The following is a 23715-nucleotide window of genomic DNA, read 5'->3' as shown; positions in this document are numbered from 1 at the left end:
CAAACCCCCCGAACCAGACGCACCACGCGCGCGACGGCCGAACGGCCGGCACAGCTCGGCTAGCGCAGCGCCTTGCGCATGGCGAGATGCGGGATCCCCGCGTCCAGGAACTCCGCCCCGTAGGCCTCGTATCCCAACCGCTCGTAGAAACCCAGCGCGTGCGTCTGCGCGTGCAGGTCGACGGCGTGCAGCCCCCGCTCCCGAGCGGCCGCCTCGATGGCGGACACCAGCGCGGCGCCCACTCCGAGCCCCCGCGCGGCCCGCAGCACGGCCAACCGCCCCAGGGCACCGACCCCGACGTCGGGGTCACCGTTCTTCACGACGGCCGCGTCCCCGGTCAGCAACCGCCCCGTGCCCAGCGCGACCCCGTCCTCGGCGCGCACCGCGAGCACGTGCACGGCCCCGCTGTCGTACTCGTCGTACTCCAGGTCCTCCGGCACCCCCTGCTCGGCGACGAAGACCTCCTTGCGCACGCCGAAGCACGCGTCCAGGTCCTCCCGGCCCACCGCGACCCGGCAGGCCACCGCCCCGCTCACGCGCTCTCCGCCCGCACCCGGTCGAGCGCCAGCTGGAGGTCGTCGGGGTAGTCGCTGGCGAACTCGACCCACTGGCCGTCCCCGGGGTGCTCGAAGCCGAGCCGCACGGCGTGCAGCCACTGGCGGGTGATCCCGAGCCGCTTGGCGAGCGTGGGGTCGGCGCCGTACGTCAGGTCGCCCACGCAGGGGTGCCGGTGCGCCGACATGTGCACCCGGATCTGGTGGGTCCGGCCGGTCTCCAGCTTGATGTCGAGCAGGGAGGCCGCGCGGAAGGCCTCCATGAGGTCGTAGTGCGTGACGGAGGGCTTGCCCTCGGCGGTGACCGCCCACTTGTAGTCGTGGTTCGGGTGGCGGCCGATGGGGGCGTCGATGGTGCCGCTCATGGGGTCGGGGTGGCCCTGCACCAGGGCGTGGTACCGCTTGTCGACCGTGCGCTCCTTGAACTGGCGCTTCAGCGACGTGTACGCCCGCTCCGACTTGGCGACGACCATCAGGCCGGACGTGCCGACGTCCAGGCGGTGCACGATGCCCTGGCGCTCGGCGGCGCCGGACGTCGAGATGCGGTACCCGGCGGCGGCGAGGCCACCGATCACGGTGGTACCGGTCCAGCCGGGGCTCGGGTGCGCAGCGACGCCGACGGGCTTGACGATCACGACGATGTCCTCGTCGTCGTGCACGATCTCCATGCCCTCGACGGGCTCGGCGACGATCTGCACCGGAGCGGGCGCCTGCGGCATCTCCACTTCGAGCCAGGCGCCGCCGTGCACCCGCTCGGACTTGCCGACCACCGAGCCGTCGACCGCGACCTTCCCCGCCGCGGCGAGCTCGGCGGCCTTCGTGCGGGAGAAGCCGAACATGCGCGAGATGGCGGCGTCGACGCGCTCGCCCTCCAGGCCGTCCGGTACGGGCAGGGTGCGGATCTCGGGAATCGTGCTCACCCCACGAGTATGCAGGAGGGCTACGACACCGCCGTACCGAACGCCGTACGCGGGGGTCCGTTCAGTCCTTGTGGACGGTGCCGTCCGGGTCGAGCCCGCGGAAGGAGAGCAGCACGATCAGGATGCCGCCGCAGACGATGGCGGAGTCGGCGAGGTTGAAGACCGCGAAGCCCTTGGGCGCGATGAAGTCGACCACCGCGCCCTTGAACACACCGGGCGAGCGGAAGATACGGTCGGTGAGGTTGCCGAGCGCGCCGCCGAGCAGCAGGCCGAGGGCGATCGCCCAGGGCAGGCTGTACAGCTTGCGGGCGAGGCGGGCGATCACCACGATCACGATCGCGGCGATCACGGTGAAGATGATGGTGTACGCCTCGCCCATGCCGAAGGCAGCGCCCGCGTTCCGGATCGCGTTGAAACGCAGCAGGTCACCGACCACGTCGATCGGCTCGTGGTGCTCCAGCTCGGCGACCACGATCATCTTGCTGACGAGGTCGAGGGCGTACGCGACGAGGGCGACGCCGAACAGCACGGCGATCTTCCGCCGCCCCTTGGGCTTCGGCTCGCCCTCGGGCTCCGCGTCGGCCTCGGCCTCCACGTCCGCCGCGGTCTCCGCCTCCGGCGTCTGCTCGTTCCCGGAGCGCTGCTCGTCCTTCGAGCCGGAATCGGACTGCTCCGGTCCGGCCCCCTCCGCCTCAGGGATGTCCGGAGTACCGATGATGCGCTCCGCCTCTGCCACGTGAGTCCCTCAACCTAGGTGCCTGACTGGGGTCGAGGGTACGACACCCGGGTACCGGCCAAGGCGTCCAGGCCACGCTCAGTAGCGCCGTTCCTGCTTCTGCTTGCATTCGACGCACAGGGTGGCCCGCGGGAACGCCTGCATGCGGGCCTTGCCGATGGGGTTGCCGCAGTTCTCGCAGAGGCCGTACGTCCCCGCGTCCAGGCGCTCCAGGGCGCGCTCGGTCTGCTCCAGCATCTCCCGGGCGTTCGCGGCGAGCGCCATCTCGTGCTCCCGCGTGATGTTCTTCGTGCCGGTGTCCGCCTGGTCGTCGCCCGCGCCGTCCCCGGAGTCCCGCATCAGACCGGCGAGACCGGCCTCGGACGCCTCGATCTCGGACCGCAGCCGCATGGTCTCGGACATCAGCTCGGTGCGTGCCTCGGCGACCTCCGCCGGGGTCCACGGATCCTCGCCGGGCCGCACCGCGAGCTCGCCGGGTGTCCCCGCGGCCCGCGCCTTGGGCACCGCGCCCGACTTCGCCGCCGCCGTCGCCGTGCCCGGAGTCTTCTTCGCAACCACCGTCGTGGCTCCCGTCGTCTCCGCGGCCTGAGCCGCACCCTCGGCCGCGGACGCGGCCGACTTCTTGGCCGTACGTTTCCTGGCTCCCGAACCCTTCGTGGCGCCCGTCGCCTTCTTGGACGCAGCAGGCCCGCTGTCCGCCTCCGTCGTGGCGGCGGACTTCTCGGACGCGGCCTGCTCGGGCGCGGCTTTCGCCGCCGACGCCTTCGTGGCCGACGCCTTCTTCGAAGCTGTCTTCTTCGAAGCCGCCTTCTGTGGAGACGCCTTCTCCGGAGACGCCTTCTTGGCAACGGTCGTCTTCTTGGCAACGGACTTCTTGGCGGCCACGTTCCTGGAGGCACCCGCCGCCTCCTTGCCGACAGGCTTTTTGTCGCCGGCTTTCTTGGCGGCGGCCGCCTTGGTGGCGGTCGTCTTGGCGGCGGCCTTCTTCGCCGAAGCCGCAGCCGCTGTCTTCTCCGGGACAGCGGCAGACGTCTTCTTCGCCGACGCCTTCGCAGGCGCCTTCGCGGCCGCCTTGGCCGTGGTCTTCTTCGGCGCCGCCGAGCCCGCGCCCGCCGTCTTGCCCGCCCGCACGGTCTTGACGGTGCGGGCCGCCTTGCCGCCCGCCTCCCCCGCCGCCCCGGCCCCCGCGGCTGTGGATCTGCTGGACGCCGACTGCTGTACGGCGGTCTTCTTCGCCACCATGGCCGCGGCCCCTTCACATATTGTGATCTTGCACGCGAATCGTGCTGGGACGATAAATCGACTCCAGGCCCGCGGCAACGGGGCACGCCGCCCGATTCGCCCGCCCCCGGGGGTCGCACGGTGAGCCTGCCTGCGTTGTGCCCAGCTCCCCGCCGCGTAATCCGCCGACCGGGGCGCGCCGGGACCCGTCGGCGCGCGTGTCGCCATTCGGGTCACGGCGCGCACGGACCCCGCCCCGCCCCGGGCCCCACCGAAAACCGGTCGGCCGCCCCCGCCCCGGCGCCGTACACTGGCCGGAGCGAGAAGCGTGGATGGGGACGAGTAGCGGCGTACGCAGCCATGAGCGACCCGGGGACGGTGTGAGCCCGGGGGCGAGCGCGACGTGAAGATCACCCCGGAGCCGTCGGAAGAAAGTCGCGGACCGGCCCCCTGAGGGACCGGACCGGTGAGTAGACCCGGCATCGCGACCCCAATGAGGGGGCCCTGTGGCGCCAGCGCCAAAGGGCCAAGGAGGGTGGTACCGCGGGAGCGCAGCGATGCGCCTCTCGTCCCTCCGACGGAAGGGAAGAACGTCCGCCGGAGGAAAAGCGAATGACGCCGCCGCAGTACCGCCAGGTGCCCGCCCAGGTCGACCTGCCCGCCCTCGAGCACGCAGTGCTCGACTTCTGGGAGCAGCAGAAGATCTTCGCCAAGAGCCTGGAGCAGTCCGAGGGCCGCCCCGAATGGGTGTTCTACGAGGGCCCGCCCACGGCCAACGGCATGCCCGGCGCGCACCACATCGAGGCCCGCGTCTTCAAGGACGTCTTCCCGCGCTTCCGCACCATGCGCGGCTACCACGTCGCCCGCAAGGCCGGCTGGGACTGTCACGGCCTGCCCGTGGAGCTCGCGGTCGAGAAGGAGCTCGGCTTCAACGGCAAGAAGGACATCGAGGCGTACGGCATCGCCGAGTTCAACGCCAAGTGCCGCGAGTCGGTGACCCGCCACACGGACGCCTTCGCCGACCTGACGACCCGCATGGGGTACTGGACGGACCTCGACGGCGCCTACCGCACGATGAACCCGGAGTACATCGAGTCCGTCTGGTGGTCCCTGAAGGAGATCTTCAACAAGGGCCTCCTCGTCCAGGACCACCGCGTCGCCCCCTGGTGCCCCCGCTGCGGCACGGGCCTGTCCGACCACGAGCTGGCGCAGGGCTACGAGACGGTCGTCGACCCGTCCGTCTACGTCCGCTTCCCGCTGACCGGCGGCCCCCTCGCGGGCGAGGCCGCCCTCCTGGTGTGGACGACCACCCCGTGGACGCTGGTGTCCAACACGGCGGTCGCCGCGCACCCGGACGTCACCTACGTAGTGGCGACCGACGGCAAGGAGAAGCTGGTCGTCGCCGAACCCCTGCTGGAGAAGGCACTCGGCGAGGGCTGGGAGACCACGGGGCAGACGTTCACCGGCACCGAGATGGAGCGCTGGACGTACCAGCGCCCCTTCGAGCTCGTGGACTTCCCCGCCGAGGCGCACTACGTGGTCAACGCCGACTACGTGACCACGGAGGACGGCACCGGTCTCGTCCACCAGTCCCCCGCCTTCGGTGAGGACGACCTCAAGGTCTGCCGGTCCTACGGCCTGCCGGTCGTGAACCCCGTCCGCCCCGACGGCACCTTCGAGGAGGACGTCCCGCTCGTGGGCGGTGTCTTCTTCAAGAAGGCCGACGAGGCCCTCACCAAGGACCTCGACGACCGCGGCCTGCTGTTCCGCCACATCGCGTACGAGCACAGCTACCCGCACTGCTGGCGCTGCCACACCGCGCTCCTCTACTACGCGCAGCCGTCCTGGTACATCCGCACCACCGCCGTCAAGGACCGGCTCCTCCAGGAGAACGAGAAGACCAACTGGTTCCCGGAGTCCGTCAAGCACGGCCGCTTCGGCGACTGGCTGACCAACAACGTCGACTGGGCGCTGTCCCGCAACCGCTACTGGGGCACCCCGCTGCCCATCTGGCGCTGCGAGGAGAACCACCTCACCTGCGTCGGCTCCCGCGCCGAGCTGACGGAGCTCACGGGCACCGATCAGTCGGACCTCGACCCGCACCGCCCGTTCATCGACGACGTCACGTTCACCTGCACCCACGAGGGCTGCTCCCTCGAAGCGGTGCGCGTGCCCGAGGTCATCGACGCCTGGTACGACTCGGGCTCGATGCCGTTCGCGCAGTGGGGCTACCCGCACCAGAACAAGGAACTGTTCGAGAGCCGCTACCCCGCGCAGTTCATCTCGGAGGCCATCGACCAGACCCGCGGCTGGTTCTACACCCTGATGGCCGTCGGCACCCTGGTCTTCGACAAGTCGAGTTACGAGAACGTCGTCTGCCTCGGCCACATCCTCGCCGAGGACGGCCGCAAGATGTCCAAGCACCTGGGCAACACCCTGGACCCGATCCCGCTCATGGACCGGCACGGCGCGGACGCCGTCCGCTGGTTCATGGCGGCGGGCGGCTCCCCGTGGGCGGCCCGCCGCGTGGGCCACGGCACCATCCAGGAGGTCGTCCGCAAGACCCTCCTGACGTACTGGAACACGGTCGCCTTCCAGGCGCTCTACGCCCGTACGTCGAAGTGGGCCCCCTCGGACACCGACCCGGCGCCCGCCGACCGCCCGCTGCTCGACCGCTGGCTGCTCAGCGAGCTGCACGCGCTCACCGACCAGGTGACGCAGGCCCTGGACGCCTACGACACCCAGCGCGCCGGAAAGCTCCTGTCCACGTTCGTCGACAACCTCTCCAACTGGTACGTCCGGCGTTCGCGGCGCCGCTTCTGGCAGGGCGACGCGGCCGCGCTGCGCACCCTGCACGAGGTCGTCGAGACGATCACGCGCCTGCTCGCCCCGCTCACGCCGTTCATCGCGGAGCGCGTCTGGCAGGACCTGGTCGTGCCGGTCACGCCGGACGCCCCGGAGTCGGTGCACCTGGCGACCTGGCCGGAGGCGGACCTGTCGGCGGTCGACCCCGAGCTGTCCAAGCAGATGGCCCTGGTGCGCCGCCTCGTCGAGCTCGGCCGCGCCACGCGCGCCGAGTCGGGCGTCAAGACGCGCCAGCCGCTGTCCCGGGCGCTCGTCGCCGCGGCCGGTTTCGACGCGCTCAGCCCCGAACTGCACACGCAGATCACGGAGGAGCTGAACGTCTCCTCCCTCGCCTCCCTCTCGGAGGTGGGCGGCTCCCTGGTCGACACCACCGCCAAGGCCAACTTCCGCGCCCTCGGCAAGCGGTTCGGCAAGGGCGTGCAGGCGGTGGCCAAGGCCGTCGCGGAGGCCGACGCGGCCGCGCTGTCCCTCGCCCTGCGCGAGGGCACGGCCTCGGTGGAGGTCGACGGGGAGACGGTCACGCTCGCCCCGGACGAGGTCATCATCACCGAGACCCCGCGCGAAGGCTGGTCGGTGGCGTCCGACTCCGGCGCCACGGTCGCCCTCGACCTGGAGCTCACGGACGAGCTGCGCCGCGCGGGCCTGGCCCGGGACGCGATCCGCCTGATCCAGGAGGCCCGCAAGAACAGCGGCCTCGACGTCGCCGACCGGATCGCCCTGCGCTGGACGTCCACGGACCCGGCCGTCGTCACGGCCCTGACCGACCACGCCGCCCTCATCGCGGACGAGGTCCTGGCCACGGACTTCGCCGAGGGCGAGGCCGACGACACGTACGGCGAGCCGTTCAAGGACGACTCGATCTCCCTGTCGTTCCGCCTCCGCAAGGCGTAACACGCGAGCCGAAGGCCCGGCCCCACCAAAGATCTTGGTGGGGCCGGGCCTTCGGCGTTGCGTGCCCGCGCACAAACGTCGGAACGTTTCTGCGGGCTCTGACGGGTGCGGCGCACGCAACAGGGCGAGGCCCCCGGATTCCCGGGGGCCTCGCCCTGTTACAGCTGCCGACGCCTACGGCGTGATGAAGCCCGTCAGTTGTCGTCCTCGTCGATGAGGAATCCCCGCATCGGGGACGGAGCCTGCTGCATCGGCTGCTGGCCCTGCGGCCGCACCGGCGCCATCGGCTGCGTCATCGCGGGCGACATCTGCTGCTGCCCGCCGTAGGACGGCGCGCCCGCGGGCTGGTTGCCACCCATCGACTGGTTGCCGCCGTAGGACGGGGCACCCGCGCCGGCCGAGGCCATGGAAGGCGCCGGGGACGGCGGAAGGGACGCGGTCGCCGGGGTCCGCGGCGGAGCCAGCGAGTCGTCGGCCTGGGTCTCCAGCTGACGCAGCTGCGACTCCAGGTAGGACTTCAGCCGCGTGCGGTACTCGCGCTCGAAGCCGCGCAGGTCCTCGACCTTGCGCTCAAGGGTGGCGCGGGCGGACTCCAGGGAGCCCATCGCGACGCGGTGCTTCTCCTGCGCGTCCCGCTCCAGGGCGTCGGCCTTGGCGCGGGCGTCCCGCTCCAGGCCCTCGGCGCGCGAACGGGCCTCGCCCACGATCTTGTTGGCCTCGGAACGGGCCTCCGCGATCGCCTGGTCGGCGGTCTGCTGCGCGAGCGAGAGCACACGGGCGGCGCTGTCGCCGCCGGGGCCCTGGCCGGGCTGCGGAAGCTGCGGGCCGTGACCGCCCATCGGGCCGCCCATGGGGCCACCCATCTGTCCCTGCATCTGACCCTGGCCCATCGGACCGGGGCCCTGACCCATGGGGCCAGGCCCCTGCGGGCCACCCTGCGGACCGTGGCCGCCGGGGCCCGGGGGAAGCTGCGGAGCGCCGCCCGGCAGCTGGGGCGGGCCGCCCATCGGGTGCTGCTGCTGCGGCGGCACCGGCTGCGGGCCAGATATTGCGGCGGGCACGGGAGCACCGGGACCTCGCTGGTCCTGCGGTCCGTCGGGGCCACCGGGACCGCCGGGGCCCTTGCGCATGCCGCCCTGCTGCTGGTTCTGCGCCGCGGCACGCGTGGCCGCGGCCAGCTTGGCGCGCAGGTCCTCGTTCTCGCGGAGCAGGCGGGTCAGCTCGGCCTCGACCTCATCTAGGAAGGCATCGACCTCGTCCTCGTCATAGCCTTCTCGGAGACGGACGGTCGTGAACTGCTTGTTCCGCACGTCCTCGGGGGTCAGCGGCATCTCTTCACCTCAACGTAGTCGTCGGCATTCGGCAAGAACGTAGTTGACATCGCGCTCACAGCCGGCTCACGACGGAGATCAGGATGTAGACGATGATCATCAGCACGAAGAAGGACAGGTCGAGCGCCACGCCCCCGAGACGCAGCGGCGGAATGAACCGCCGCAGAAGCTTGAGCGGTGGATCGGTGACAGTGTAGGTGGCCTCCAGAACGACCACCATCGCCTTGCCGGGTTGCCATGAGCGGGCGAACTGGAAGACGTAGTCCATGACCAGCCGGAAGATCAGCACGATGAGGAAACACATCAGCGCGATGTAGATCACTTGCAAGACCACGCCCATGTTCGCGTTTCCCTCTCCCCTGTTCCCAGTCGAGTTCGTGCCGGTCGATCCGATGACTGCTGTCTACTGCACGTGCGTCTCAGCTCTGGTTGAAGAACCCGCCCTCTGCGATGCGGGCCTTGTCCTCCGCCGTGACATCGACGTTAGCAGGCGACAACAGGAACACCTTCTGCGTCACTCGCTCGATACTGCCATGCAGGCCGAAGACCAGACCGGCGGCAAAGTCGACAAGTCGCTTCGCATCCGTGTCGTCCATCTCCGTCAAGTTCATGATCACCGGGGTGCCTTCGCGGAAGTGTTCCCCGATGGTACGGGCTTCGTTGTAGGTCCGGGGGTGAAGTGTGGTGATGCGGTAGGGCTCACGCTCGGACACGACCTTGGGCATGATCACCGGTGCGTTCTTCTCCAGGCTCTGGCGTTCAGGTGTGATGGATGCCACGGGGGCGATTCGCGCCGGACGTCCCGATTCAGCGGGAAGCGAAGCGGCGCGCGGCGCCGGTTCGCGGGGCGCGGGCGGCTGCACCACTCGTACCGATTCGTCCCGGTCCAAGTCCCGGTCCGCGAGGTGGGACTGGTGGGACTGGTGCGACGGCTCATGCCGTCGGCGGTCGCGCTCGGGCTCCGGCTCGGGCTCGAAATCGTCATCGGGGTCGAAGCCCCGACCGTCGTAACCGTCGTCCTCCACGAGGCCGAGGTAGACCGCCATCTTGCGCATCGCGCCGGCCATGCTCTGAGTCCTCCGCTCTGTGGTGGATCGAGAGGTCCGTCGTCATCAACTGCCCGCGATCCACGTGGTCTCCCGCCGAACTGCGGGAATGACCATATTTTCTGCTGTGGTCCGACTTCCTGGCGACGTTACCCGAGCCCGCGTCGGACTCCGAGTACCGCCGTACCGACGCGCACATGTGTCGCCCCGGCCGCCACGGCCTGTTCGAGGTCCGCACTCATCCCTGCCGACACCATGTTCGCAGCCGGATGGGCCACGCGCAGGGCAGTCGACAAATCCATCAGCCGCTCGAAAGCCGCCTGTTGCCGTCCCGCGAATTCCCCGGTGAGCGGCGCGACGGTCATCAGACCGTCGAGTCGCAGTCCGGGGGCGTCGGCCACGGACGCGGCCAACTCCTCGATCCCGCCGGGGCCGACGCCCCCGCGGTCCCCCCGCCCGTCGACCTCCGCGTCGAGGGCGACCTGGAGCAGACAGCCGACCTCGCGCCCGGCGCGCACGGCGGCCGCGGACAGCGCCGTGACCAGCTTGGGCCGGTCCACCGACTGCACCACGTCCGCGTAACCGACCACGGAGCGCACCTTGTTGGTCTGCAACTGGCCCACGAAGTGCCAGCTGAGCGGGAGGTCGGCGCAGTCCGCGGCCTTCGGCGCCGCGTCCTGGTCGCGGTTCTCGGCGACGTGGCGCACGCCGAGTTCCGAGAGAAACCGCACATCGCTCGCGGGGTAGGTCTTGGTGACCACGATCAGGGTCAGTTCCTCGCGCTTGCGGCCCGCCGCCGCGCAGGCCGCCGCGATGCGTTCTTCTACTTTCGCCAGATTTCCGGCGAGTTCCGCCTTACGGTCCGTCATGCCCCATCAGTCCAACCACACGTAGCCCGCGAGACGACCGGTGGTGCGGTCGCGGCGGTACGAGAAGTGATCGTCCGACTCCCGCGTGCACACCGGCGACTGCTCCCGGTCGCGCACGCCGAGCCGGTCGAGCTGCGCGTGCACCCCGGCGGTCACGTCGACCGCGGGCGTGCCCCAGCTCGTCTCGGCGTACGCCGCGGGTTCCACGGCGGCGACGTCGGCGCGCATGTCCGCGGGTACTTCGTAACAACGCCCGCAGACGGCGGGCCCGGTGCGGGCCACGATCCGGTCCGGGCTCGCGCCGAGGGCCACCATGGCCTCGACGGCCGCGGGCACCACCCCGGCGAGCATTCCGGGCCGGCCCGCGTGCGCGGCCGCGGCGACTCCCGCGACCGGGTCGGCGAGCAGGACCGGGGTGCAGTCGGCGGTGAGGACGGCGAGGGCGACCCCGCGCCGGGCGGTGACGACCGCGTCGACCGCCGGGATCTCCCGGTCGTCCGGCCAGGGGCCGTCGACCACGGCGACGTCCCGGCCGTGCACCTGGTTCATCCAGACCACCCGCGCGGGGTCGATGCCGAGGTTCCCGGCGACGGCCTCGCGGTTGTGGCGTACGGCTTCGGGGTCGTCCCCGACCGCTCCGCCGAGGTTGAGCTCCTCGTACGGAACGGCGCTCACCCCGCCCCACCGGTCGGTGAAGGCGAAGTGGGCGCCGCTCACGGTGCTCGTTTCGGAGCGCTTGTCTATCACTTCAGGAAGTCCGGCACGTCCAGCTCTTCGGCCTGGCTGTCCTGGTGCAGACGGGTCGAGGGGACCTGCGGCGGCGTCGCCGAGGTGGCCGGGGGCTCGCTCGCCTGGACCGGCTCGGGCTGCTCGGCGGCGGGCGCTTCGTCGCGCGCGGTGACGCTGCCGAGGCCACCGAACGCCGGGGCCGGGCGGGACGGTTCGGCCTGCCGGGCCGGGGGCGCCGGTTCCTCGCGCTTGGCGGACGCCGAGCCGAGGACGTTGTCCCGCTTGGACGGGGGCTGGCCGCCGTCGAAGCCGGCCGCGATGACGGTGACGCGGACCTCGTCGCCGAGCGCGTCGTCGATGACCGCGCCGAAGATGATGTTGGCCTCGGGGTGCGCGGCCTCGCTGACCAGTTGGGCCGCTTCGTTGATCTCGAAGAGGCCGAGGTCGGAGCCGCCGGAGATGGAGAGCAGGACGCCCCGGGCGCCGTCGATGGACGCCTCCAGGAGCGGCGAGGAGATCGCCATCTCGGCCGCGGCCACCGCGCGGTCGTCGCCGCGGGCCGAGCCGATGCCCATGAGCGCCGAACCCGCCTCGGACATGACCGACTTGACGTCGGCGAAGTCGAGGTTGATCAGACCGGGCGTGGTGATGAGGTCGGTGATGCCCTGCACACCGGAGAGGAGCACCTGGTCGGCCGACTTGAAGGCGTCGAGCACGCTGACCTGGCGGTCCGAGATGGACAGGAGCCGGTCGTTGGGGATGACGATGAGGGTGTCGACCTCTTCGCGGAGCTCGGCGATGCCGTCCTCCGCCTGGTTCGCGCGGCGGCGGCCCTCGAAGGTGAACGGCCTGGTGACCACACCGATCGTCAGGGCGCCGAGGGAACGCGCGATGTTGGCGACCACGGGCGCGCCGCCCGTGCCGGTGCCGCCGCCCTCACCGGCCGTCACGAAGACCATGTCGGCCCCCTTGAGGACCTCCTCGATCTCCTCGCGGTGGTCCTCGGCGGCCTTGCGGCCGACGGCCGGGTTGGCTCCTGCGCCGAGTCCGCGGGTGAGTTCACGGCCCACGTCGAGCTTGACGTCGGCGTCGCTCATCAACAGGGCTTGCGCGTCGGTGTTGATGGCGATGAACTCGACGCCCTTGAGACCGACCTCGATCATCCGGTTGATGGCATTGACACCACCGCCGCCGACACCGATGACTTTGATGACTGCGAGGTAGTTCTGCGGTGCTGCCACGTCGAAGGCCTCTCGCCTCGAGTTACGTGTCGCCGTCTCGCGCTGCGGCGATACGACGACTGATGCCGAATGGGACGGTCCGAACGCCGACCCGAACCCTAACGCTGAAGTTTAGGGTTACCAGTGTGTCTGTTCCCTGGACTCTTCCGAACAGGACACTAAGTCGACAAGTGGCGCACGTTCAACGAACACGCCGAACCTCCCGTTTTTCTTTTCACCCTATGTGATCAGGCTTAAGCCTGCCCATCCAGGGTGCTGGCCTGCGCTGATGTACGTCAACTCGTCGATGACGCAGGGGCGGTGGGGACGCTCACATCGAAGTGCCGTGCCTTCGGAACTGCTTTCATGAGCCCGGCGAGCGCCTCGGCCTTTGCGCGGCCCTTCTCACCGCTCCCCCACATGACCGTGCGGCCGTCGCGCAACCGCAGCGAGATCGAGTCGTACGAACGGACCCTGACGGTCCGGGTGTCCGCGGCGACCGCGCCGGGCAGGGCGGTGACCACGCGGACGGCCTCGCGGCGGAGCCGGGCGGCGTCGAAGCGGCGCAGGCTCGCGGCGGCGCCGCCGGCGGGGTCCGTCGCCATGTCGAGCAGGGGCGTGGCCTTCGGTGCCTTCTCGACCGTGGCGAAACGGACACCCTTCGCGTCCACTTCGATGAACTTTCCGCCCTTTTCGATGAGCAGAGCCGGCGTGCGCTCCGTCACTTTCAGTGCGATTCCATGGGGCCAGGAGCGGATGACATCAACCGAGTCAATTCGGGGCAATTTTCTCTTAAGCCGCTCTTCGATGGCCCCGGAATCGACCGAAATCAGCGGTTCCCCGATCGGCACGCCCGCGACGTCGCGGACCTCGTCCGGCTTCAGGACCATCGTCCCCGACGTCGTCACCCGCTCCACCCGCAGCCACGGCGAGCCGTAGAACACCCAGGCGCCGCCCCCGGCGAGCACGGCGAGGGCGAGCACCAGGACGATCAGGAGGCGCACCCGCGGCGCCCGCGGGGCCCGCGGCAGCCGCGGTCGGCGGGAGCGCGGGCCGGACGGGCGGGACGGATCAGACCCGGCCCCCCGCCGTTCGGCGGTCTTCGGTCCGGCCCGTCCGGCCACAGTCCCCTGCCTTCTCTCACGCGTCGCGGCGTGACGCAATCGCCTCGTACACCATGTTGACGAGGAGGTCGTCGGCGTCCCTGCGGCCGAACTCCGAAGCGGCACGGGACATCTCGTACAGCCGGTGCGGGTCGGCGAGCACGGGCAGGACGTTGCCCTGGACCCACTCGGGCGTCAGCTCCGCGTCGTCGACCAGCAGACCGCCGCCCGCCTTGACCACCGGCTGGGCGTTCAGCCGCTGTTCGCCGTTGCCGATGGGCAGCGGGACGTAGGCGGCCGGCAGCCCGACGGCGGACAGCTCGGCGACGGTCATCGCGCCCGCGCGGCAGAGCATCATGTCGGCCGCGGCGTACGCGAGGTCCATCCGGTCCACGTACGGTACCGGGATGTAGGGGGGCATCCCGGGCATGTTCTCCACGTACGGCATTTCGTTCTTCGGGCCGACCGCGTGCAGGATCTGGATGCCCGCGCGCTGGAGGACCGGGGCGACCTGCTGGACGACCTCGTTGAGGCGCCGGGCGCCCTGGGAGCCGCCGGAGACGAGCAGCGTGGGCAGGTTCGGGTCGAGGTTGAAGGCCGCGCGGGCCTCCGGGCGGACCCGGGCCCGGTCGAGCAGCGCGATGGTGCGGCGCAGCGGGATGCCGATGTAGCGCGAGCCGCGCAGCTTGCTGTCGGGCGTGGAGACCGCGACCCCCGAGGCGTACCGCGAGCCGATCTTGTTGGCGAGCCCGGGGCGCGCGTTGGCCTCGTGCACCACGATCGGCACGCCCGCGCGCTTGGCCGCCAGATAGCCCGGCAGCGCCACGTAGCCGCCGAAGCCCACCACGCAGTCGGCCTTGGTGCGCTCAAGGACCTGCTCGGCCGCCTTGATGGTGCCGCGCAGCCGCCCGGGCACGGTGATCAGCTCGGGGGTGGGTTTGCGCGGCAGCGGCACGGCGGGGATGAGGGCGAGTTCATAGCCCCGCTCGGGTACGAGTCGGGTCTCGAGGCCGCGCTCCGTGCCCAGGGCCGTGATCCCCACGGTCGGGTCCTGCCTGCGCAGGGCGTCCGCGAGGGCGAGCGCAGGCTCGATGTGGCCGGCGGTCCCCCCACCGGCGAGTACGACATGCACCGAAATTCACCGCTCTCCGGACGAGCGCGCCTTGACGCGCCGTCGCATCGTGTTCCATCTCACCCGAGGCTGCCGCATGGCCAGGGCCGCCTTCGCCGCGGGGTCCTCACGCGCGAAGGCGATCAGGAGTCCCACGGCGAACATGGTCGGCAGCAGGGCTGAGCCCCCGTAGGAGAACAGCGGGAGCGGAACACCGGCGATCGGCAGCAGACCGAGCACCGCACCGACGTTGATCACGGCCTGGGCCGTGATCCAGGTGGTCACGCCTCCCGCTGCGTACCTCACGAAGGGGTCCTCCGTGCGTCCGGCCACGCGGATACCCGCATAGCCTAGAGCCGCGAACAGGGCGAGCACCGACAGCGTCCCCGCCAGACCGAGTTCCTCCCCGGTGATGGCGAAGATGAAGTCGGTGTGCGGTTCGGGAAGTTGACCCCATTTTTCCACACTCGCGCCGAGGCCGGAACCGAAGAATCCGCCGGAGGCCAGGGCGTAGATGCCGTGTACGGCCTGCCAGCACTGGTCGCCGGGTCCGGGGTCGGTCGCGCCGATGCAGGCGAGCCGGGCCATCCGGTTCGGGCTGGTCTTGATGAGGATCACACCGAGGACGGCCGCGATGCTCAGGACGCCCGCGAACAGCCGGGTCGGGGCGCCCGCCAGCCACAGCAGGCCGAACAGGATCGCGGTGAGGATGATGGCCGTGCCCATGTCGCCGCCCAGCATGATCAGGCCGAGCAGCATGAAGGTCACGGGGACCAGTGGCACCAGCATGTGCTTCCACTGGGCGAGCAGCCGTTTGTCCTGTTTGCGCGCCAGCAGGTCCGCGCCCCAGAGCACCAGCGCGAGCTTGCCGAACTCACTGGGCTGGAGCTGGAAAGGGCCCCCCAAATAGATCCAGTTCTGATTCCCGTTGACGCTGCGCCCTATTCCGGGGATCTGGACGAGGGCCATCAGGAACACGGAAGCGGCGAGCATCGGGTAGGACAGCGCCCGGTGCAGCTTGATCGGCATCCGCATGGCGATGAGCAGCAGGGCGGAACCGAGGACCGCGGCGACGAACTGCTTGCGGAAGAAGTAGGAGGCGGGCAGGTTCAGCTGCAGCGCCTGGATCATCGACGCCGAGTAGACCATCACGAGGCCGAGCGCCGTGATCAGCAGGCTGCTGCCGAAGATCAGGTAGTACGCCGTGAGCGGGCGGTCCCAGGCCTTGCGGGCCCGGTCGTAGAACCGCCGCAGCCCACTCTCGCGGACCGCCGGGGTGGCCCGCGGCCGCGCCGGTCGTTTCGGGGTGCGCGGAGTGCGCACGGAGGCGCGCCCGGCCATCAGCGGCACCCCGCGCCCGCGTGCACGCGTCCCCGGCCGGCGCGCGGCCGGCCACGAAACCCCCGCCACGACGGCGTTCCCACGGCTGCCACGTGCCCTCCTTCGGGTGCCGGGCGCCCCCGGACCACGCTGGGCCCGCCGTCAGGCGCTCGCGCCGAGTTCGCGGACGGCTGCCGCGAACGCGTCACCACGCTTGTTGTAGTTGGTGAACATGTCCATCGACGCACAGGCCGGCGCCATCAGGACGGTGTCCCCCGGCCGCGCGAGCCGCGCGGCCTGCCGTACGGCCTCGGACATCGCCCCAGTGTCCGTCCGGTCTAGGTCCACGACGGGTACTTCGGGCGCGTGTCGCGCGAGCGCTTCGCGGATCAGCGCGCGGTCGGCGCCGATCAGGACCACTCCCCGCAGCCGCCCCGCCGCGCCCGCGACCAGCTCGTCGAAGGTGGCGCCCTTGGCGAGGCCACCGGCGATCCAGACGATCGACTCGTACGCCGCCAACGACGCCTGCGCGGCGTGGGTGTTGGTGGCCTTGGAGTCGTCGATGTAGGCGACGTCCTCGACGTCGGCCACGTGCTCGATGCGATGGGCGTCCGGCCGGAAGGCCCGCAGCCCCTCGCGCACCGCCGCCGCCTCCACTCCGAACGCGCGCGCGAGGCCCGCGGCGGCGAGGGCGTTGGCGATGGTGTGCGGGGCGGGTTTCAAGGGGCGCGAGGCGCCTTCCTCGGAAGGGCGGCGGGCGGCGGGCGGGAGCAAGTCGGAGAACTCGGCGAGCTCCTGGGCCTGCTTCTGGCGGTCCGGCACGAAGGCACGGTCGACCAGGATGCCGTCCACGACGCCCAGTTGCGAGGGGGCGGGCGCGGTCAGTGTGAAACCGATGGCACGGCAGCCCTCTTCGACGTCGGCCTCGCGGACCAGGTCCTCCGTCGCCTTGTCGGCCGCGTTGTAGACGCAGGCGACCTGGTTGCCCTCGTAGATGCGGCCCTTGTCGGCGGCGTACGCCTCCATGGAGCCGTGCCAGTCGAGGTGGTCGGGCGCCAGGTTCAGGACGGCCGCCGAGTGGACGCGCAGGGAGGGCGCCCAGTGCAGCTGGTAGGAGGACAGCTCGACGGCGAGGACGTCGTACGCGTCTCCCTCCCGTCGCCCACCACCGTCCTCAATCGAACGCGCTTCGCGCGCCGCCCTGTCTTCGAGGACCACGTCCACGATCGGGGTGCCGATGTTGCCCACGGCCGCCGTGCGCAGCCCGGCCGCGGCCAGGATCGACGCCAGCATCTGCGTGGTGGTGGTCTTGCCGTTGGTGCCGGTGATCGCGAGCCAGGGCGCGGCGTCGGGGCCGCGCAGGCGCCAGGCGATCTCGACGTCGCCGACCACGTCCACGCCCGCGTCGGCGGCGGCCGTGAACAGCGGCGACGAGGGCTTCCAGCCGGGCGAGGTGACGACGAGGTCGGTGCCGTCGGGAAGCGTCTCGGCGTCCCCGAGGCGCACGGAGATGCCGGTGCCCGCCAGCTCCGCGGCGCGCGCCCGCTGGGCCTCGCCGTCGCCGCCGTCCACGACGGTCACCACCGCGCCGAGGCCCGCGAGCGCGCGGGCGGCGCTGAGGCCGCTCACGCCGAGCCCGGCGACGGTGACGTTCCTGCCCTGCCAGCTGGTCACTTGGTGGCCGCCCACCCTGCGTAGAAGAGTCCGAGTCCGACGATCACGCACATGCCCTGGATGATCCAGAAGCGGACCACGACAAGGACTTCCGACCACCCCTTGAGTTCGAAGTGGTGCTGGAGTGGCGCCATCCGGAAGACGCGTTTGCCGGTGAGGCGGAAGGAGCCGACCTGGATGACCACGGACATGGTGATCAGGACGAAGAGACCGCCGAGGAGCGCGAGCAGCAGCTCCGTGCGGGAGCAGATCGCGAGTCCGGCGAGCGCGCCGCCGAGGGCGAGGGAGCCGGTGTCACCCATGAAGATCTTCGCGGGCGAGGTGTTCCACCACAGGAAGCCGAAGCAGGCGCCCATCAGCGCGGAGGCCACGACCGCGAGGTCGAGTGGGTCTCTGACCTCGAAACACGCCTCCGGGTTGGTGAGGGTGTTCGCGTTGGCGCAGGACTCCTGGTACTGCCAGACGCCGATGAAGGTGTAGGCGCCGAAGACCATCACGGAGGCGCCGGTGGCGAGACCGTCGAGGCCGTCGGTGAGGTTCACGCCGTTCGACATCGCGAGGATCATGAACAGCGCCCAGACCACGAACAGGACCGGGCCGATCGACCAGCCGAAGTCCGTGACGAACGACAGCTTGGTGGAGGCGGGGGTCTGGTTGCGGTTGTCGGGCCAGTTCAGGGCGAGCACGGCGAAGCCGATGCCGACGATCAGCTGACCCGCCATCTTGGCCTTGGCGCGCAGACCGAGCGAACGCTGCTTGACGATCTTGATGTAGTCGTCGAGGAAGCCGACCAGGCCCATGCCCGCCATCAGGAAGAGCACCAGCAGGCCGGAGAGCGTGAACTCGCCGCCGGTGATGACCTTCGTGAGGAAGTACGCGATGAGCGTGGCCAGGATGAAGGCGATGCCACCCATCGTCGGCGTACCGCGCTTGCTGTGGTGCTCGCGCGGGCCGTCGTCCCGGATGAACTGGCCGTAGCCCTTGCGGGCCAGGAGCTTGATCAGCAGGGGCGTACCGACCAGGGTCAGGAAGAGCCCGATCACACCCGCGAAGAGGATCTGCCTCATCGGCCGGCGACCTGCCCCTCCGAAGCGGCGGCGTCATCGAGCAGCGCCAGCGCGACCCGCTCGAGACCGACCGATCTGGACGCCTTCACCAGCACGACGTCTCCTGGGCGCAGCTCGCTGCGCAGCAGGTCGATCGCCGCCTGTGCGTCGGACACGTGCACCGACTCCTCACCCCACGAACCCTCGTTGTATGCGCCCAGTTGGAGCCAGGACGCTTCCCTGCCCCCGACTGCCACGAGCTTGTTCACGTTCAGCCGGACGGCAAGGCGTCCGACCGCGTCGTGCTCGGCGAGCCCGTCGTCTCCGAGCTCGGCCATGTGACCGAGCACCGCCCACGTGCGCCCGCCCTCGGCCTGCGCGGCTCTGCCCATGGCCGCGAGCGCGCGCAGGGCGGCTCGCATGGACTCGGGGTTCGCGTTGTAGGCGTCGTTGACGACCGTCACGCCGTCCGGGCGCTCGGTGACCTCCATCCGCCAGCGGGACAGCGTGCCCGCCTCGGAGAGCGCGAGGGCGATCTCGTCCACGGACATGCCCAGCTCATGGGCGACGGCGGCCGCGGCGAGCGCGTTCGACACGTGGTGCTCACCGTACAGGCGCAGCCGCACGTCCCCGCACCCGGTGGGTGTGGTGAGCGTGAAGGCCGGGCGGCCGTTCTCCGTGAGCCGGACATTCTCGGCACGTACGTCGGCGTCCTCGGACTCGCCGAAGAGCAGCACCCGGGCCTTCGTGCGGGAGGCCATCGCGCGTACGAGGGGGTCGTCGGCGTTGAGGATCGCGGCGCCGTCGGCCGGGAGCGCCTCGACCAGCTCACCCTTTGCTTGCGCGATCTGCTCGCGGCCGCCGAACTCGCCGATGTGGGCGGTGCCGACGTTCAGGACGAGGCCGATCCTCGGCGGCGTCAGCTCGGTCAGGTACCGGATGTGGCCGATGCCGCGGGCGCCCATCTCCAGGACGAGGAACTTCGTCTCGTCGGTGGCGCTCAGCGCGGTCAGCGGCAGCCCGATCTCGTTGTTGAGCGAGCCCGGCGTCCACACTGTGGGCGCCTTGCGATCGATGACCTGGGCGATCAGGTCCTTGGTGCTGGTCTTGCCCGCGGATCCCGTGAGGGCGACGAGGGTGGCGCCGAGCCGGGCGACCACGTGCCGGGCGAGGGCGCCGAGCGCTCTCGGCACGTCGTCGACGACGATCGCGGGCGCCCCGCACGGCCGGGAGCCGAGCACGGCGACCGCGCCCGCCGCCACGACCTGGGCGGCGTAGTCGTGCCCGTCGACGCGCTCGCCCACGAAAGCGGCGAACAGGCCGCCGGGCTGCACCTCACGGGAGTCCCGGACGACCGGCGCGGTCACCTGGACCTGCGGATCCGGTATGTCGTACGTCTGCCCGCCGACGACGGTGGCGATCTCGGCGAGGGAGAGGGCGATCACAACTTCATCCCTGGGTTTGCTCGATAGCTTCGCGAAGCACCAGGCGGTCGTCGAAGGGACGGACCACCCCGGCGATGTCCTGGCCCTGTTCGTGTCCCTTGCCCGCGACCAGGACGGTGTCCCCGGGCTCGGCGCGGGCGACGGCCGCGCGGATGGCGGCGGCGCGGTCCTCGAAGACGGCGACGTCGCCGCGCTCGTGGGCGGGCACCTCGGCGGCGCCCGCGAGCATCGTCGCGAGGATGGCGAGGGGGTCCTCGCCGCGGGGGTTGTCGGAGGTCAGTACGGCGGTGTCGGCGAGCCGGGCCGCGGCCGCGCCCATCGGCCTGCGCTTGGTCTGGTCGCGGTCGCCGCCGCAGCCGAGCACGATGTGCAGCTTGCCCTCGGTGACCTTGCGCAGCGCGCGCAGGACCGATTCGACGGCGTCCGTCTTGTGGGCGTAGTCCACGACGGCGAGGTAGGCCTGGCCGGCGTCGACGCGCTCCAGGCGGCCGGGGACGCCCGGCACGGCCGCGACGCCGTCGGCGGCCTGCTGCGGGTCGATCCCGGCGACGGCGAGCGACACGATCGCGGCGAGGGTGTTGGCGACGTTGAAGGGCCCGGCGAGCGGCGAGCGGGCGGCGATCCGCTCGCCCTTGGGGCCGACGGCGGTGAACGTGGAGTCCAGCGGCCCGACTTCGACGTCCTCGGCGCGCCAGTCGGCGTCCGGGTGGCCCTCGGCGGAGAAGCTGGTGACGGGGACCTCGGACTCGGTGAGGAGGCGGCGGCCGTACTCGTCGTCGAGGTTGACCACGCCGAGCCGGGCGCGCCGTTTGGTGAACAGCTGCGCCTTGGCCCGGAAGTAGTCCTCCATGTCGGAGTGGAACTCCATGTGCTCCGGGCTGAGGTTGTTGAAGACGGCGACGTCGAAGACGCAGCCGTCGACCCGGCCGAGCACCAGCGCGTGGCTGGAGACCTCCATCGCGACCGCCTCGACGCCGCGCTCGCGCATCACCGCGAACAGCGCCTGCAGATCGGTGGCTTCGGGCGTGGTCCGCTCGGACTTGATGCGCGTCTCGCCGATGCGCGTCTCGACGGTGCCGATGAGCCCGGTGGCGCGGACGGCCTTCAGACCGCCCTCGATGAGGTACGCCGTGGTGGTCTTGCCCGAGGTGCCGGTGATGCCGATCTGCAGCAGGTCGCGGCCCGGGTGGCCGTACACCGTCGCGGCCAGCTCGCCCATGGAGCCGCGCGGGTCGGCGACGACGAGCGCCGGAAGCCCCGTGGCGGCGGCGCGGTCGGCGCCGGTCGGGTCGGTGAGGATCGCGGCGGCGCCGAGGTCGGCGGCCTGGGCGACGAAGTCGGCGCCGTGCATGCGGGCGCCGGGCAGGGCCGCGTAGATGTCGCCGGGGCGTACCGCGCGCGAGTCGTGGGTGATCCCGGTGACGGCGGCGTCCGTGCCCGGGACCGCGGCCCCCAGCTGATCGGCGAGCTCCACGAGGGGGGTGGCGGAGACCTGGGTCGGCCTCGGCGGTCCCGGGTAGGTCACGGGAGCGTCCTTCTGGGTGGTTTGGGACTGATCAGCGTGTGGCACGGCGGTGAGCGTACCGGGCGCACCCCCGTTGGGGCCAAAAGGCAGGGGGCCACACGCGGCGGGGTCGGGCGGGGGCAACGGCGGCCCGGGGGTGGCGGCACGGTGTGTCGCTGTCCGGTTCCCCGGGTCCGGGGTGATGGTCGTCACGAGCGGTTCCTGTCCGGCTGTGTGTGCTAGGGGCTTTTCGATGGGCCGGACAGCCCCTAGCCGCCGTTCTCCGGCCGGCCGGGCGGAGCCGGCTTGCCGGGGTCGTAGGTCACCGGGAGCGGTGCGGGGGCCTTGCCGGTGGGCGGGGCCTGGAGCGTCTTGAGGGCGAACTGCATGACCTTCTTGTAGATGGGGCCGCAGATCTGGCCGCCGAAGTAGCTGCCCTTCGTGGCGTTCTGGATGACGCAGTAGACGGTGACGCGCGGCTTGTCGGCGGGTGCGAAGCCCGCGAAGGACGAGGTGTAGCCGCGGTAGCGGCCGGTCTGCGGGTCGACCCGGTTGGCCGTGCCGGTCTTGCCCGCGACGCGGTAGCCGGGGATGCGGGCCTTGGTTCCGGTGCCTTCCTGGTCGTCGACGACGGACTCCAGCATCCGTGCCACGGTCCGCGCGGTCTTGGCGCCGACCACGCGGGTCTTCTTCGGCGCGGGCGCGGGCGTGAAGCGGCCGTCGGGCCCCTTGGTGCCGCGCACCAGGGTCGGCTCGACGCGGACGCCGTCGTTGGCGATGGTCGAGTACACGGACGCGGCCTGCATGGCGTTGATGGAGACGCCCTGACCGAAGGGGATCGTGAACTGCTGCGAGGTCGACCACTTCTCGGGCGGCGCGAGGATGCCGGAGGTCTCGCCGGGGAAGCCGAGTCCGGTCTCCTTGCCGATGCCGAACTTCCGCAGGTACGAGTAGAGGGTCCGGTTGACCTCCCGCTGCGTCTTGCCCAGTTCGCCGGTGGCGAGGATGGTGCCGATGTTGCTGGACTTGGCCAGCACGCCGTTGAGCGTGAGGTACCAGGTCGGGTGGTCGATGTCGTCCTGGAAGAGCCGGTCGCCGCGGTGCAGGCGGTTGGGCACGATCACCCGGGTGCCCGGGGTGGCCGCGTTCTCCTCCAGGACGGCGGCCATCGACATGACCTTGGCGGTGGAGCCGGGTTCGTAGGCGTCCTGGAGGGCGGCGTTGCCGAGGCTGGCGCTGCGCGCTTGGGCCAGGTTGTTGGGGTCGAAGCCGGGCGCGTTGGCCATGGCGAGGACCTCGCCCGTGCGGGTGTCCTGCACCAGCACGTAGCCGCGGTCGGCCTTGGACTTGCGCACCTGCTCGGTGATGGCATCCTGGGCCGCCCACTGGATGTCGCGGTCGATGGTCAGCTCGACGTCCGAGCCGGGCACCGCGGGCTTCTCGGTGCTGCCGGCAGTGGGCACCTGACGGCCGCCGGACTGGGCGTAGCGGATCTCGCCCTGCTTGCCCGCGAGTTCCTTGTCGAGCTGCTGCTCGATGCCGCCGCCGCCCTTGCCGTCGGCGTTGACCCAGCCCAGTATCCCGGCGGCCAGGCCGTCGTTGGGGTACACGCGCTTGCTGGTGGGCACGGCGAAGACGCCCGCGAGGACGTTGACCGCCTTGGGGTCGGCGCTCGCCTTGTCGGCGAGCGCGGACCGCAGGTCCTTGATCTGCTTCCAGACCTGCGGCGACTCGCGGCGGGCCAGGAGCGTGAAGCGGGTCTTCGGCGTCCGGAGCTTCTTGGCGAGTTCACCGGCGTCCGCGTCGAGGATCGGGGCGAGCAGCCCGGCGGCCTGCTCGGGAGCGTCGCCGGTCTTCGTCTCCTTCGGCGTGAAGAGGGTGGGGTCGGCGGTGATGTCGTACGCGTCCACGCTGGTGGCGAGTTCGACGCCGCCGCGGTCGGTGATGGCCCCGCGTTCGGCGGCCAGCTTGTGGGTGGAGTACCGGTTCTTCTCCGCCTTGGCGGTGTAGGTGTCGGCGTCCACGGCCTGCACCTGGAACAGCCGCACCACGAACGCCAGCATCACCAGGGTCAGCCCGAGGCTGACCATGCGCAGCCGGGGCCGCGGGCTGCCCAGGCGGATCGTCTTG

At 71.1% G+C, this 23715-nt stretch carries 19 protein-coding genes; 1 reads left to right on the top strand and 18 read right to left on the bottom strand.

What is annotated here, in order from left to right:
* Window positions 1-59: 59 nt before the first annotated feature.
* From QUY26_RS29780 to QUY26_RS29765, 4 genes are all read right to left on the bottom strand, one after another.
* Window positions 60-536, bottom strand: coding sequence for a GNAT family N-acetyltransferase (locus QUY26_RS29780; RefSeq protein ID WP_289951981.1), 477 nt, complete (start codon window positions 534-536; stop codon window positions 60-62).
* Entirely contained in the window at window positions 533-1474 is a 942-nt protein-coding gene (locus QUY26_RS29775; RefSeq protein WP_289951978.1) for an RluA family pseudouridine synthase, read from the bottom strand. The genes QUY26_RS29780 and QUY26_RS29775 overlap by 4 nt, the downstream gene beginning before the upstream one ends.
* Before the next feature lie 61 nt (window positions 1475-1535).
* A complete protein-coding gene (lspA, locus tag QUY26_RS29770; protein WP_289951976.1) occupies window positions 1536-2210 on the bottom strand; it encodes a signal peptidase II in 675 nt (224 codons plus the stop codon).
* 78 nt (window positions 2211-2288) lie between these two features.
* Window positions 2289-3452 (bottom strand): TraR/DksA family transcriptional regulator, encoded by a 1164-nt coding sequence (locus QUY26_RS29765; protein WP_289951974.1) that lies wholly within the window; start codon window positions 3450-3452, stop codon window positions 2289-2291.
* A 591-nt stretch (window positions 3453-4043) separates the two neighbouring features.
* On the opposite strand from QUY26_RS29765, the gene ileS reads away from it, so the two are divergent.
* A complete protein-coding gene (gene ileS / locus QUY26_RS29760; RefSeq protein ID WP_289951973.1) occupies window positions 4044-7187 on the top strand; it encodes an isoleucine--tRNA ligase in 3144 nt (1047 codons plus the stop codon).
* Window positions 7188-7381: 194 nt separating this feature from the next.
* On the opposite strand, the gene QUY26_RS29755 is transcribed toward ileS, so the two are convergent.
* The 14 genes from QUY26_RS29755 to QUY26_RS29690 all read right to left on the bottom strand — a co-directional run bounded on the left by QUY26_RS29755 (window position 7382) and on the right by QUY26_RS29690 (window position 23675).
* Window positions 7382-8518, bottom strand: coding sequence for a DivIVA domain-containing protein (locus QUY26_RS29755; protein ID WP_030361668.1), 1137 nt, complete (start codon window positions 8516-8518; stop codon window positions 7382-7384).
* 55 nt (window positions 8519-8573) lie between these two features.
* Window positions 8574-8858 carry a YggT family protein gene (locus QUY26_RS29750; RefSeq protein ID WP_030361669.1) on the bottom strand — a complete coding sequence of 95 codons (285 nt, stop codon included), beginning with the start codon at window positions 8856-8858 and terminating at the stop codon, window positions 8574-8576.
* A 79-nt stretch (window positions 8859-8937) separates the two neighbouring features.
* On the bottom strand, window positions 8938-9585 hold the full coding sequence (locus tag QUY26_RS29745) for a cell division protein SepF (protein WP_030361670.1): 648 nt from the start codon (window positions 9583-9585) through the stop codon (window positions 8938-8940).
* A gap of 128 nt (window positions 9586-9713) precedes the next feature.
* On the bottom strand, window positions 9714-10433 hold the full coding sequence (locus tag QUY26_RS29740; RefSeq protein ID WP_289951962.1) for a YggS family pyridoxal phosphate-dependent enzyme: 720 nt from the start codon (window positions 10431-10433) through the stop codon (window positions 9714-9716).
* Between the two features lie 6 nt (window positions 10434-10439).
* Entirely contained in the window at window positions 10440-11150 is a 711-nt protein-coding gene (gene pgeF / locus QUY26_RS29735) for a peptidoglycan editing factor PgeF (protein WP_289951956.1), read from the bottom strand.
* Between the two features lie 26 nt (window positions 11151-11176).
* The gene (gene ftsZ / locus QUY26_RS29730; protein WP_289951955.1) at window positions 11177-12403 is read right to left on the bottom strand and encodes a cell division protein FtsZ; all 1227 of its coding nucleotides are present in this window, start codon (window positions 12401-12403) and stop codon (window positions 11177-11179) included.
* Window positions 12404-12678: 275 nt separating this feature from the next.
* Complete coding sequence (locus QUY26_RS29725) at window positions 12679-13506, bottom strand: cell division protein FtsQ/DivIB (RefSeq protein WP_436840429.1); 828 nt, start codon at window positions 13504-13506, stop codon at window positions 12679-12681.
* A gap of 16 nt (window positions 13507-13522) precedes the next feature.
* Window positions 13523-14617: an undecaprenyldiphospho-muramoylpentapeptide beta-N-acetylglucosaminyltransferase gene (gene murG, locus QUY26_RS29720; RefSeq protein ID WP_289951954.1), complete on the bottom strand. Its 1095-nt coding sequence runs from the start codon at window positions 14615-14617 to the stop codon at window positions 13523-13525.
* 6 nt (window positions 14618-14623) lie between these two features.
* On the bottom strand, window positions 14624-15937 hold the full coding sequence (ftsW, locus tag QUY26_RS29715; RefSeq protein ID WP_289951953.1) for a putative lipid II flippase FtsW: 1314 nt from the start codon (window positions 15935-15937) through the stop codon (window positions 14624-14626).
* Window positions 15938-16078: 141 nt separating this feature from the next.
* On the bottom strand, window positions 16079-17590 hold the full coding sequence (murD, locus tag QUY26_RS29710) for a UDP-N-acetylmuramoyl-L-alanine--D-glutamate ligase (protein ID WP_289951952.1): 1512 nt from the start codon (window positions 17588-17590) through the stop codon (window positions 16079-16081).
* Window positions 17587-18657: a phospho-N-acetylmuramoyl-pentapeptide-transferase gene (gene mraY / locus QUY26_RS29705; protein ID WP_289951949.1), complete on the bottom strand. Its 1071-nt coding sequence runs from the start codon at window positions 18655-18657 to the stop codon at window positions 17587-17589. Before mraY ends, murD begins: the two co-directional genes overlap by 4 nt.
* A complete protein-coding gene (locus QUY26_RS29700) occupies window positions 18654-20081 on the bottom strand; it encodes a UDP-N-acetylmuramoyl-tripeptide--D-alanyl-D-alanine ligase (protein WP_289951947.1) in 1428 nt (475 codons plus the stop codon). Before QUY26_RS29700 ends, mraY begins: the two co-directional genes overlap by 4 nt.
* Before the next feature lie 4 nt (window positions 20082-20085).
* Window positions 20086-21798, bottom strand: a complete 1713-nt coding sequence (locus QUY26_RS29695; RefSeq protein WP_436840428.1) for a UDP-N-acetylmuramoyl-L-alanyl-D-glutamate--2,6-diaminopimelate ligase — start codon at window positions 21796-21798, stop codon at window positions 20086-20088.
* Window positions 21799-21854: 56 nt separating this feature from the next.
* On the bottom strand, window positions 21855-23675 hold the full coding sequence (locus tag QUY26_RS29690; protein WP_436840427.1) for a peptidoglycan D,D-transpeptidase FtsI family protein: 1821 nt from the start codon (window positions 23673-23675) through the stop codon (window positions 21855-21857).
* Window positions 23676-23715: the final 40 nt, after the last annotated feature.

It is taken from the genome of Streptomyces flavofungini, from assembly GCF_030388665.1.
GTDB classification, from domain to species: Bacteria; Actinomycetota; Actinomycetes; order Streptomycetales; family Streptomycetaceae; genus Streptomyces; species Streptomyces flavofungini_A.
The sequence above is the reverse complement of the archived record's forward strand: the minus strand, read 5'-3'. Positions and strand labels throughout refer to the sequence as shown.